Raw genomic sequence first — 12,997 nt, 5'->3', positions numbered from 1 at the left:
AAGATACATTTTTACTGCGTGTAACAAAACCAAAATTGATAGACCAATAGGGTAATTAATTGTAATTTTGTAATATAATAATTCCTATGAGTTTTTGGAGAGTTTTGCTTTCAATTTTGTTTCCACCACTTGCCGTAATAGATAAAGGTTGTGGTTCTTTTTTAATTGTTTTAATTTTAACCTGTTTGGGTTGGATTCCTGGAGTGATTGCCGCCCTTATTATTTTAAATAATCCTGATAGATAAGGTATGAAAAAGTATATTGTTTTAGTAGTACTTGCCATCACTGTGATAAGTTGTAATGTGCAAGAGCGTATTGTGTTTAATAACAACATGGGAGGTACCTATGAAAGCACTTTCGATTTGGGGCAGATGATGCAAATGGTAGGGCAAAGTGGATCTGCTAGTACAGAAGAACTCCCTGTAAAAATGGATACCCTCATTAATTTTAATGATATGATGGTGCAATACAAAGACAGTATTGCAACGCTTTCTCCAGAAAAACAGGAGCAATTAAAGCAACTAAAAGGCATGACTATGCGCATGCAAATGGATCAAGAAGCTGGTGTGTATAGTATTGCTGCAAATAAAGAGTTTGTTACTTTTAGTGATATCGAATTTGTGTCTTACCAAATGGATGAGGTATTTAACATGGCAAAACAACAAGGAGCGCAAGAGCAACAAGCAGCGGGTCCTGGTGGCGATATGCTAAAAACAGATAAAGTGCGCTATACTTTTAAAGATAACGTGTTTAGACGTGTTGATGAGAAAACTTTTGAGAAAGAGAATCAAAAAGAGGGTGAAGCAATAGAAGTAGAAGATGAAGATGAAGATACTACAGAAGACGACATGATGAAAGGCATGCTGGCTCAATTTGATGATATGCTAGCCCAAAGTAAAATGACCTTGGTGTATACCTTTCCTAAAAAAATAAAGTCTGTTTCTAATGATATGGCAGAAATTTCGGAAGATGGCAAAACCGTTGTGTTTGAAGTAGACTGGAAAACATTGCTAGATGATAAAACTATATTAGACACTTTTGAAGTTGTCTTAGAAGAATAAAGATTCATTTACTATCTTTAAAGAAAAATAGTATGAAACTTATCATTTTATGTACCTCCATTTTGTTGGTTGTAAACAGCTGTGGGAATACCAAAACAACTACAGAATCTGTGAATACCGAAAATCCACAAGAAAATGAAGCAAAGATGTCTTTGAATAACGACATCACAGTAACTGTAAAAGAAAACACAATCTACAGTTTAGAAGAAGATACCATTGGGGCTTTATACCCAGCTTTTTCTGAAGGAGATGCCACTGTATTAGTTTTTAACTACCAAGAAAAAGGGGCTCCAGGTACTGCCGATGGAGATTATAATGAATCTATACATATCATGATTCCCAACAACATGAAAGAAAAAACAATATCGGGGGCAGCGTTGAAAGATGTGGGTATGACTTTCGGTAAATTTTGTTTCTGTAAAGGGGAAGCGGGATACCATCGAGTGACAAATGGTACACTCCATATCCGTAAATCAGATGGGAAAATTGAGATTAAGGGAAATTTTACAATTCCTGAAATAAGTCACAAAATAACTGAATTTGAGCAAATTATTTTACTGTAATTTTTTTAAAAGTATCTACATAAAAAAAAGAAAAACCGCTCATAGGCGGTTTTTCTTTTATGCAGTTATAAATTAAAACACTACTGTTTTAAAAGTTGTTTCGTTAGCATGGTAGTACCTTGTTTGATATTTAAAAAGTACATGCCAGCATCTAATGTATTGTACTGTAATGTCTCTTTAAAAAAGGTAGCATTGCTTTCAAATTGTTGTGTTTTTAATATGCGTCCTCGTACATCATATACTGAGATAATGACTGGTGCATTGTTTAAAGGCGTGAATGAAACGGTGTAAATACCATTTGAAGGATTTGGATAAATGCTTAGATCTGTGAGCGTGTTATCTTCTGTTCCTAAGGTGCCATCAATAACAAAATCAGCTTCATTGATATCATAAAATATATGGTTAGACCCTTGTATCATAAGACGAGCCTCGTTAGTATCTATGTCTGGTGAAACAACTACATGTTCTCCATCATTTGGAACATTGGAAGCTAATACGATGTCAAAATTTTCTCCACCATCAATTGACAGTAAAATGTCAACATTAGGGGCATTTACAGGAGCTTCGTTAGATCCAGCAACATTCCAAGTAACCGTTTGATTAAAATTATGTCCCCAAGCAGTTCCAGCAGTTTGAGAGGTTACTTCAAAAGGTCCGTTGTTTGTAGTTGTAATGGTAACCAAATCACTATTGCTAGCACCGCCACCAGCTACATTATCACGCACGGTAAGTCTAAACCTCATGTTTCTTGCAACAGCTGGCAGTCGCTCCCATGTAGTTCCTGTTTGATTGTTTAATACTGTTTCAAAAGCAGGCATATATCTGTCTGTTTCTGCTACTGGATCTAGAGATCTAAATAGTGGTCCTGCGGTTGAATTTGCAGAAGGAGGCATCTGTGCTGGAGTTGCATCCATTTGTTCCCAGCAGTATGACAATACATCTCCTGTGTTTGGATCTGTAGCAGCTCCTTTTAATATAAAAGGAGTATCATTTGGTATGGTAAAGTTTGGTCCAGCATCTGCGTCTGGGGCTTGGTTGTTTGTTTGTGATTTTGCAGCGCAATCATTATTGTTGATACCATTCCACATTTCAATAATACTTAAACCATTGAAGTAGTCATCACTAGCGTTTTGAACATTAGGAGCACAGATTCCTGCATAACCCATAATGGTGGAAGCACTACCAGGTTCAATTGAAGACCCTGAACGTTGACAGTTATTATTTTGTGGATGTCTTGCGCCATATTGGTGTCCCATTTCATGCGCCACATAATCGATATCAAATGGGTCATTAATGGGGTTGTTAATTCCCGTTACTCCACGAGCTTTACTGCCAGTATTACAAGGTGAATTTAATTGAGCAATCCCACCACCCTGCGTACTAAAAACATGGCCAATATCGTAGTTTGCATTTAGAATCACAGCATCGCAAATATCTTGACACTGTTGAAGGAGTGCTCCTGGGTTATTATTGGTAAGTCCATCTGTGGCAGGGTCTAAGAAAATAATTTGATCATTGTTAGGAACTAATTCCATGGTTAAGGCTAAATCACGTTCAAAAACACCATTTATTCTAGCCATAGAAACTGCCATGGCACTAAGTACTCCAGCCTTTTTATCAGCATCAGATGCAGAGGAAGGGATTCCTTGTTGATTGATATGGAATTGAGAATATTCACCTGTACTTACTAAAGCCAGTCGGTAGGTTCTTAACATTCCATCATCTGCATTTCTTGTTGCTTCAAATGGGAATGATGCATTCGTAGTCACTGTTTCTTCAATTAGACACTCAAAGTCTAGCGGATTTTGAGCAAGTGATTCTCTTGAGTAACTTATGTAATAGTTATTTTCTTTTGTATAAGGATCTATATATACTGTTTTGTGTTTTCCAGAAGTGACCATGATGTGAATTCCTAATGAAGTGGAACTGATGATAGCAATTGCGGTGGGATCATCAATTCCTTGCGCAGTATAGGTGTTTATCATTGGGAACTTTGATTGCAGGCCTTCCGAAAGCACTGCGCTCTTGTATACACGAAATTGCTCCATACCAATATTTTCTACTGGTATATCAACAGTCACATTTGATGTAAGACCACTATTTTTAGAAGGAGCATTTTGAAGACTAGTTTCAAAATTAGTTGTGTTGAGGGCATACACAGAAAAAGCTTCTGGCATTGTTTTTCTAGCTTCTTTTACTAAAGTGCTTGTTCTAGAGGGGCTTGTTTCTTGCCAAAATCCTGTATTATTTTGAGCAAATACTGCAGTGCTTACAAATAGTAGCATGCATACGATCATTTTTTTTCTAGTAAATTTCATATCAATCTCTTTTTTAGTTAAACAAATCTACTTTATTATAATTCAAAAGAATCAATATAGAGTAACTTTGTATCTCACAAAAACCTCATTTTGAATAAACAAATTTTCATAGAAGACTTAGGTCTAAAAGATTATAAAGAGACTTGGGAATACCAAGAACAGCTCTTTCAAGATATTCTCAATATAAAAATTAAGAATAGAAGGGAAGATGCTGGTCTAGAAACACCTAATTATTTTTTGTTTGTTGAGCATCCTCATGTCTATACCTTAGGCAAAAGTGGAGACCTCGATAATTTACTCATCCCAGAAGCTACCCTTGCCGAAATAGGAGCTACATTCTATAAAATTAATAGAGGAGGAGATATTACCTATCATGGACCCGGACAAATTGTTGGGTATCCTATTGTAGATCTTGAAAATTACTTTACAGACATTCATAAATATTTACGTCTTCTGGAAGAAATGGTAATTTTAACGCTTGCCGAATATGGAGTTACGTCCCAACGCTCAAAAGGAGAAACAGGGGTTTGGTTGGACGTAGGAACTCCTTTTGCACGTAAAATTTGTGCCATGGGTGTACGTGCAAGTAGATGGGTGACCATGCACGGATTTGCTTTAAATGTAAATGCAGATTTAGGCTATTTTGATCATATGATTCCTTGCGGTATTAAAGGCAAAGCAGTGACTTCTTTGAATGTAGAGTTGGGCATCCCTAAAATTGATATGGAAGAAGTAAAAACAAAATTGCTCAAACATTTCTTGGTGCTTTTTGAGGCACATGTAGCGACTACTTAATTGTGTAGACAACGACAGTGGTATCTGCCTCCTTGGTAGCAACTAACAACTCTTTTTTTGAAGCAATTAGGGCAGATGAGGAAGTTCCAAATACAGGAAAGCCTCTGTAAAGATTCCCTTTAAAATCATATACATAGACCTTTTTTTCTTGTGTTTCAGTAATAGATACATAGCCTTTTTTATTTGCATAATAGACTGTAGGTGGTGTATATATTCCAAAGGGAAGTTCGATGTATTTATTGTTGATTTTTAGTTGATTATCCATTAGGCTAATCGTGTTATTTCTCACAATGTCTAAGAAATAATCACTTGTAGTGTTCAATTTTTTAGTGCTCACTTTTCCTTTCTGCGAAATGGTTTTTTGTTCATTGTCTTGGGTGACAAGTACAAAGCTATTTCTGGTTTTTTGAATGGGGTTTCCTGTGAGATCTAATTTTTCAGAAACAGTAACACGCGTTTTTCCTGTCCTGCTTACAATACTGAGGGTGCCATTTTTCTGTTGAAATAGTAAATAATCCTTGTTTTGTAATCGAATGTGTTGTGGTACACCCAAAATACTACTATTGGTCTTTTTAAGTGTAAAACCTTTTACAACCTTTCCTTTACTATTAAGCATGACAATTTCGTTGTCTTGCACAATCACAAATCTATATTTCCTATTTGAGTCATAATCAAACAGAGCCAAAGGTTGGCTAATATCATCTTTAAAACTAATAGGAAAAGGCGCTACATCTTTTCCGTTTCTATCCAACACATGCATTTTGTTTTTGGTTACAAAGGCTAGTTGTTTTTTCCCATTTCGCAGCAAATCTACTTCATGAATTGTTCCTAGTATTGGATTTTCAAGAGTGCGAGTCCACAATTTCTTTCCGTTCAGCGCATATAGATGTAGCGTATTCTCTATATCCTGAACAATAAGTTCTTTTTCTTTGGATTTATGATTGGTAAAAAAAGTAGGATCTCCTAGTATTGTTTTTTGTGTGTCAAAAGCAATTAATTGAGAGACACCTTTTGATGTAGGAGTTTCTTTTCCAGCTATCTGACAAATAAAATTAATGTGTGCAAAAGAGTTGTCATATTGATATTGTTTGATTGCAATCGGAAACTTTCTTTCTTTCTTTTCTGAAATATCCGTACCCAACATTGTGTTAGAAAATCCTGCAACTTGTTCTTGCTCAAATTGAATCAAAGATGCATGTGTAGGCAATTGCTCTACAGCATTTTTATAATACCCAGTTGCTGCAAGGGTATTGTTGGTTTTTACTGTGGTGATATATTGTTCTGCAACTTCTTGAGAATTGGCTCCAATAATATAATTATCAAGAGGAAAGAGCACATTTATTTCTTGTGCTTCTAGTAAAGGATTAAATGCAGCGCTCACAAAGTTTGGGGTGTTGCAACTATAAAGTACAATGTCTCTGTAGCTTTCTTTTTCTGAAATATTAGCCGATAAACTCTCTAGGCTTAATTGAGGATCTAGGCTTTCTAAAATTGTAATGGTACCGTCATTTAGTTCAATTTGTGCGATTGTTTTTATGGTTTCAAAGACATCTGCTACTACAGTTGCAGTGCTGTCATTTTTTACTTTGTTGATGTTTTGATATAATAAAGCAGCATTCGAATATCCAATTAGAGTACCTCTTTTGGCATTACTAGGAATCATTGTTTCTAGTTGAATTGGGTGTGTTTTTTGGCCTTTAAATACCGATATTAAATTCAAACTGTCTTGTTCTATAGCAACACCAGAGGCTTTTATGCCCTTAGAAATTAGGGTGATGTCTAATGAGTTCCAAGTACTAAAAAGGTGTTGACTGGTTTTATAGCTATTGTTTTTTGTGTAGGTACTTATTCCTTTATGAATATTTGAAAGGAGTATCTTTTCTAGAAGGGTATCTTTTTTGTTTTCCTTAGCTAGCGCTTTTTCTATTTGTTCTTTTTGAGGCGATACCAATACATAGTCCCCAACCTGTGTTTGGTAAACTTCTTTAGCTGCATACGTTTCTGTGAAAATTCCTTTTGTAGCAGCCTTCGATTCTTGAAGCGTATCTTGATCGGTGTTTTTGTTTTTTTTGGCAATAATTAAAATATTAGTGGTGTCTAACGCAGTGGGCAATGCTACTAAAATTTCCGAAGTAAAAGGAAGTTCAGAAATAAAAGAATGCTGCTTTAAGAGCCTTTGCAAAGCAGAAGTGTTCATGCTATTTACCAATACATTATCATCCAACTCTTTTGCTACTTGAGCAATATCATCTATGGCATAGATAAGATTTGTGTTGGTGCTTATAAAATCTGCTGGCGATGTTGGAGTAGGTTGAAATGTTTCGCAAGCGCAAAAAAGAAAACTACTCAAAATGACACATACAATTGCTAGAAATCTCATACTACAAAAATATAAGGAATGTATGATAATTGAACGTATCTGCTATTAGTTTATTGACGGGTTTTCAACAGCATTAAAAATCTAAACGTAACTGTTCGGGTAATAATTTAAAGCTTTTTCTGTGGTAAGGTGACGGACCGTACTTTCGAATAGCTTCTCTGTGTTCTTTGGTAGGATAGCCTTTGTTTTGTTTCCAATTGTACATGGGGTATTCTTCATGCAATTGCTCCATGTATAGATCTCTTGCAGTCTTTGCAAGAATAGATGCTGCGGCTATGTGTAAGTATTTGCCATCACCTTTTACTATGCACTCATATTTGGTTTTTTGATACGGCTTAAATCGATTGCCATCGATTGCAATAAATTCTGGACGTGTGCTAAGTTGGTCTATAGAGCGATGCATCCCTAAAATAGAGGCGTTTAAAATATTAATTTGATCAATCTCTTCCATCATCACATGCGAAACTCCATAGCAAAGTGCCTGTGCTTCGATAATGGGTTTGAGTTCCATTCTTTTTTTCTCGCTTAATTGCTTTGAGTCGGTAAGGAAGGGATGGCTAAAATCATCGGGTAAAATAACAGCAGCAGCTGTAACAGGACCCGCCAAGCAACCACGCCCAGCTTCATCGGTACCGCATTCTATTAAGTTTGAATGTATTTTTAACGCAAGCATTTTTTTTTCTTGGTTTAAAGATAGGATTATTTGGGAAATCGATCCCGAAGCTTCGGGAGAAATCGAACTTGAATTTGAAGATAGAGCTAAACATTTCAATGCGTCGAATTCTCAACTATATAAGAAAAGAGGTTCAAAGGATCAAAGGATCAAAGAAGCAAAGTTTCAGAGTGCAGGGTTTATATAGTAATATTGCTCTCCTCTCAGAGGGAGAGGCCCCAAAGCTTCGGGAGGGGGTGAGGGACTTTTTGACGAACTTGAACTTGAACTCGAATTTGAAGATAGGGCTAAACATTTCAACGCATCGACTTCTCAACTAAATAAAACTGCTCCCCTCTCAGCGGGAGAGGGGTTGGGGGTGAGGGACGTTTTGATGAAATCGAAACTGAACTCGAAATTGAAACTGAATTCCCCCTTTGACCGCGTGCGCTAAAGCTATAGAGGTGGCGCAAGGGGGCTAGGGGGATGTACGTTTAAAAAAACACTCTAAACGCAACATTAGGAGTAATTCCCAGCGAATTTTCACTTACTTCTTCTAAGGTGTCACTGTGATTTAAACGATAAAAGTGGTTCAGGCTATTATTGGTATTAAATAGATTCCAAATGGAAGCTGCGAGTTGCCCTTTTACGTTTTTGTAGACAGAAAAATCGTAGGTTGCAGAGAGGTCTACCCTAAAGTAATCTTCAATAGTACTGCTGTTGGGTGCTTGGTAATTGATAACACCATTCGTGACTGGGTTATTTTCAATAACAAACGTGGTGGGCTTACCACTGTGCCAATTAAATCCGGTGGAGAATTTAAATTGGTCAAGCACATAATTTACCCCGTAAGTAATGGTATGACGAATGTCTAAGTTGTTATGAAACTCACTGGGAGTAAAAGCTTCAAAATCATACACATTTTTAGCATAGGTGTAACTTAGCCATGTTGTAAATACTTTGTAGCGTTTATTAATTAAGAGTTCAAGTCCGCTAACAGTGTAACTTCCTACTGTTTTGATATCTTGAAACTGATTTTGAAATCCTTGACTCTGACTGGTAATACCATCTACTTCTTTGAGATATCCTTCTAAATTTACAAGCCATCCTTTACGGCTGTAACTAAGTCCCGTTGAGAGTTGCTTGCTTTTTATAATTGGAATTTCATCTGGATTAGAGAGTACCCAACGTCTGTTTTCTACGCCCAAAAAGTCTTCTTGGAAATCGATGACTTGTGAGGTGGTCTGGCTTTTAATTTCCCCTAACAGTTCGGCTGTAAAATAATCAAGAAACTCTTTTTTTAAGTTTACTCTAGGTTCTAGCCTTAAGGTTTCAAACTTGCTAAAATGATTAAGTCTTGCACCTACAGTGATGTCGAGTGCCGCTAGGGTATTGGTGTAGGATATTTCAGAAAAAATACTATTCGTACGTAATACTTGTGTGTCTGTTCTTTGAAATGCGGGTCTGTTGATGTTCTCAAAATTAGTGATGCCAGTTTCATTAAATTGGTAGCCAAAAGCTCCTTTGAATTGGGTGTTGAAACTATGTTTTGCAATGGCTTTTACCCCAGTTTCTAAAATTTCATTTTCCTGGATAAGTCGCTGGTCATTTAAAATATCAAAATTAGTAGCTTCTAATCCGTACGAACTGCCATAAAACTGTAACTCTGTTTGCCAACTATCGCTCCAAGTACGCTGATACCAGAGCCCTGCAGAGAAGTTGTTTTGAGATAAACTACTTCTTCTTGAAAGGTCAAAATTATCTACGGTGGCATTCTCTAAAAAACTAAGGTCGTTTCCTAAGAGCATTAGGTTTGCACGAATTTTATCGGTAGTACTAGGCTCGTAGAGCAAGCGCATGTTGGCGTCAAAAAATGAAAACGTATCGTCTGTACTTGCAGTAGTTTCGCTAGCAGAAATCACCTCTGTATTTTGAAAAGCTTTATCAAAATATTGATCGAATGTAGGAGTTCTTACCAAACCGTTAATAGAAGTCCTACCCGAAATTTGTATACCTAACTTTTTTGAAATAGGAATATCAATGGCCGCATCTGTACTCAATAGATTTAGACTTACATGTGCGCCGAGTTGCTCTGGTAGCTTAGATTTTCCTTGCATATCAATAACTCCAGAAACACCATCGCCGTATTGAGCACTAGTACCATTTTTTGTCACCGTTACTTTTTCGGTAAGAAAGGGATTAAAAGCAGAGATGAGTCCAAAAAAGTGACCGCTTTGATACATTTTAATACCATCCCATAGCATCAAGTTTTGGTCGTTAGTACCACCTCTAATGTTGAGGTTCGATACTCTCTCATTGACACTTTGTATACCTGGTAGTGCTTTTAGAGTTTGTAGTACATCTGCTTCAATAAGGCCTGGTAGCAGATCAAAATTTGTATAGTCTACAGTAATGGCTCCTGTATTGTCTTTGGTAATCCCTCTTGCGAGGTAATTTTGTAGCTGAACAGTTGCAAGGGTAGTGATTTCTGGTATAAGTGTAATGCTATTATTACAAAATTCACTTTTTGGAAGTATAGTGTTTACAGTTTCATAGCCTTGATACGTTGCGTTGACATTAAACTGTTCTCCTTCATGAAATATAGTAAAAGCACCTTCTTGGTTGGTATATAGTTGTTGGTATTTTGTAGTAATTAAAACATCTTGTAAGGGTATATTACCATCGGCATACACTACACCACAGGAAGAAATGATGGTTTCTTTTAGTTGTATTGTAATTGTGTTTTTGTCTAATACTGAAAAATTAAATGCCGTTTTATTGTTTAATTCCTGAAGATAACCTTCTAAAGTGGTTTCGTTAGAAAGTGAAACGCGATGGTTTTCTAATTGCTGATCTTGATATGAGAACAATACCGGAAAAGATTGTTCTATTTTTTTAATGGCTTGAACAAGAGAAATAGGCTCACTGTTTGTTTGAGAAAAGCAGCAGGGGATGAATTGAAAAAAAATAAAAATGACTACAAGTATTCTTGTGAGATGCACTTAATTATTGTTTTGTTAGCGTAACCTTGTTATTATTTATTTGGTAGTCTAATGTAAGCGGAATTGCAATACTTTGCAAAGCAGAAGCTAAGTTTTTGTGGGTAAAGCTACCTGTAAACAAAACAGTCTTGTCTACATCGATTGCATCGATGTCAATTTCGTATTGACGTTCTAGTTCTCTTAATACTTGTTCTAAAGATGTACTTTTAAAAATGGAGATACCTCGAATCCATGAAGGCTCAATTGCAGTAATTACTTCATTTTTTATGGTTCCATTTTCTATTTTTAAACTTTTACCAACGGGTAATTTGTATTCTTTGTTTTGATAGGTAACAGCCACAAGGCCTTCGTAACAAATCACTTCAAATAGATTAGGTCTGTCTTTTACAATAAATTGTGTCCCTAGAACTTGAATCATTCCTTGATTAGTGTGAACCGAAAATGTTTTGCCTTTAGCAACTTTGAAATATGCTTCACCTTGTAGTTGAATATTTCTATCCCAAGATTTTTCATTAAAATTAAGTGAAGAATAGGCATTTAGCGTAACGTTTGAGGTATCGGGTAATTCAATGTTTTTTTGTTCTCCAACACCAGCATAGTAATTTGTTGTTAATGGAGTTCCTAAAAATTGAAACAATCCAAATGCAATGACTAAAACAGCAGCAATAGTTGCAATATATCTTGATAAAGGAATTGCGGTTTTTGTGTTAGATTTTTTTGTTTCTGAAATAGAAGTGTAATTTGAATTAATGTCAAACTCGGGCGCTTTAAAATGCTGCGCTGCTTGGTCAATTTTTTTAAACGCAGCAAAGTCGTCCGTAGTCATAAACGACTTTAGCTCCGTTTCAGTAAGCTCGTTTGCGAGCCACTTTTGTACTAATTTTTCTTTCTCTTTCATAGCAATTTCATCTATATAACAACCAGGAAGTAAAATGTCCTACCATTTTATATTTAAATTTCTTTGATATCTTCTCGCAGGGCTTTTAGTGCTGTATAAATTCTTTTTTCGACTGCTTTTTTTGAAAGTCCTAGCATGTCTGCAATTTCTTGGTGTTTTTTTCCTTCTACCCGATTTAACATGAAAGCAATGCGCTGCCCTTCGGGTAATTTTGCCAAGGCTTTTTCAAAACGGGATAAGTATTGTTTCGATTCTAGTTCAAATTCTGGGTTTTCGTTGGTGTACGATTTTGGTTTTGTTTGCTGAAATTTTAAAACAACTTTATTGTGTTTCGCCTCGTTTAATGCTGTATTGTTGGCAATGGTGAATAAAAAACTTTTTGCCTTCTCGGGCGAGACCTTTTTGCAATTGTTCCATAGTTTTATGAATGCTTCTTGTATCGTATCTTGTGGATTAAAATGTGCGCCAAATTTATAGTAGATGAAGTCATGTAAATCCTTGGCATATTTGCTGTGAATTTGCTCGAAGATTTGCTCATCGCAAACGGTATCATGAAGTTGTTTTGGCATCTATTGGGTCGAGTTCAAAAAAAGGTTACTGTTGTAAGTAGGACTTTTTTGATTTAAGTTGTTTTATGTGAAATGTAAAAGTATGAAGAATTTATTGTTAATCCTCTGTGTTATTTTTTTAGGAGTTGGATGTCAAGAAGAAGAACTTACCATTGTACAACTTGAAGAAGAAGCTTCTTTTTTACAAGATGCACAATTAACCTCTTTACTAAAAGGAGTTTCCTCTCATGATGGTTCTTTTGATGATGTGATCGATCAATCCTCTTGTTTTAGTATTAATTTTCCATATCAAATTCTATTAAACAATGAAGCGCACACTGTAAACAGCATAGAAGATCTAATGCCCATAACCTCTGAAGATACGGTCGTTCCTATATTTCCCCTCACAATTACCTACGCAACGTACGAACCTCAGGAGGTTGCGTCGCAGCAAGCACTACAAGAACAAATAGCATTTTGTGCAAACGGAACTCTTTTTAATGACAGAATTACTTGTGTAGATATGGTATATCCTATTAATATCAATTTGTACAATCCTGAAACAAATAATTTTGAAACTGTTGTTTTTGATCACGATAAAAAAACATTCCAGTCTATAGTTTCTTTCTCTAACGATCAATTGGCGAGTATTTCGTTTCCTATTACGCTAACAACTTCGACTGTTGATGAAATTTCAATTACTTCAAACGAAATTTTAAAGGACGAAATATTATCTCAAGTTCCTTTCTGCGAATAAGGCAAGACAACCCTTTTTTAAAG

At 35.9% G+C, this 12,997-nt stretch carries 11 protein-coding genes; 5 read left to right on the top strand and 6 right to left on the bottom strand.

Going from position 1 to position 12,997, the window contains the following annotated elements:
• Nucleotides 1–86 precede the first annotated feature (86 nt).
• The 3 genes from ACY2RS_RS09135 to ACY2RS_RS09125 are packed head-to-tail and all read left to right on the top strand — an operon-like array spanning nt 87 to nt 1,624.
• Entirely contained in the window at nt 87–245 is a 159-nt protein-coding gene (locus ACY2RS_RS09135) for a YqaE/Pmp3 family membrane protein (RefSeq protein WP_490098338.1), read from the top strand.
• A 3-nt stretch (nt 246–248) separates the two neighbouring features.
• The gene (locus ACY2RS_RS09130) at nt 249–1,061 is read left to right on the top strand and encodes a hypothetical protein (RefSeq protein WP_490098337.1); all 813 of its coding nucleotides are present in this window, start codon (nt 249–251) and stop codon (nt 1,059–1,061) included.
• A 32-nt stretch (nt 1,062–1,093) separates the two neighbouring features.
• Nucleotides 1,094–1,624: a hypothetical protein gene (locus tag ACY2RS_RS09125; RefSeq protein ID WP_490098336.1), complete on the top strand. Its 531-nt coding sequence runs from the start codon at nt 1,094–1,096 to the stop codon at nt 1,622–1,624.
• 80 nt (nt 1,625–1,704) lie between these two features.
• Here the strand turns inward: ACY2RS_RS09125 and ACY2RS_RS09120 are convergent, their stop codons facing one another.
• On the bottom strand, nt 1,705–3,942 hold the full coding sequence (locus tag ACY2RS_RS09120) for a reprolysin-like metallopeptidase (RefSeq protein ID WP_490098335.1): 2,238 nt from the start codon (nt 3,940–3,942) through the stop codon (nt 1,705–1,707).
• A 90-nt stretch (nt 3,943–4,032) separates the two neighbouring features.
• On the opposite strand from ACY2RS_RS09120, the gene lipB reads away from it, so the two are divergent.
• Complete coding sequence (lipB, locus tag ACY2RS_RS09115; protein WP_490098334.1) at nt 4,033–4,737, top strand: lipoyl(octanoyl) transferase LipB; 705 nt, start codon at nt 4,033–4,035, stop codon at nt 4,735–4,737.
• Here the strand turns inward: lipB and ACY2RS_RS09110 are convergent.
• The 5 genes from ACY2RS_RS09110 to ACY2RS_RS09090 all read right to left on the bottom strand — a co-directional run bounded on the left by ACY2RS_RS09110 (nt 4,730) and on the right by ACY2RS_RS09090 (nt 12,238).
• Nucleotides 4,730–7,117 (bottom strand): hypothetical protein, encoded by a 2,388-nt coding sequence (locus ACY2RS_RS09110; protein ID WP_490098333.1) that lies wholly within the window; start codon nt 7,115–7,117, stop codon nt 4,730–4,732. The two genes, lipB and ACY2RS_RS09110, sit on opposite strands and share 8 nt — an antisense overlap.
• 73 nt (nt 7,118–7,190) lie before the next feature.
• On the bottom strand, nt 7,191–7,790 hold the full coding sequence (gene rnhB, locus ACY2RS_RS09105) for a ribonuclease HII (protein WP_490098332.1): 600 nt from the start codon (nt 7,788–7,790) through the stop codon (nt 7,191–7,193).
• Between the two features lie 473 nt (nt 7,791–8,263).
• Nucleotides 8,264–10,771, bottom strand: coding sequence for a TonB-dependent receptor plug domain-containing protein (locus tag ACY2RS_RS09100; RefSeq protein ID WP_490098331.1), 2,508 nt, complete (start codon nt 10,769–10,771; stop codon nt 8,264–8,266).
• Nucleotides 10,772–10,775: 4 nt separating this feature from the next.
• Nucleotides 10,776–11,669, bottom strand: a complete 894-nt coding sequence (locus tag ACY2RS_RS09095; protein WP_490098330.1) for a FecR family protein — start codon at nt 11,667–11,669, stop codon at nt 10,776–10,778.
• Between the two features lie 53 nt (nt 11,670–11,722).
• Nucleotides 11,723–12,238, bottom strand: coding sequence for an RNA polymerase sigma factor (locus tag ACY2RS_RS09090; protein ID WP_490098329.1), 516 nt, complete (start codon nt 12,236–12,238; stop codon nt 11,723–11,725).
• Nucleotides 12,239–12,320: 82 nt separating this feature from the next.
• On the opposite strand from ACY2RS_RS09090, the gene ACY2RS_RS09085 reads away from it, so the two are divergent.
• Nucleotides 12,321–12,974 carry a hypothetical protein gene (locus tag ACY2RS_RS09085; RefSeq protein WP_490098328.1) on the top strand — a complete coding sequence of 218 codons (654 nt, stop codon included), beginning with the start codon at nt 12,321–12,323 and terminating at the stop codon, nt 12,972–12,974.
• Nucleotides 12,975–12,997: the final 23 nt, after the last annotated feature.

This window comes from Patiriisocius sp. 208BN25-11, assembly GCF_058147145.1.
Note: the sequence above shows the minus strand (reverse complement) of the source record. Positions and strands in the feature narration are given on the sequence as shown.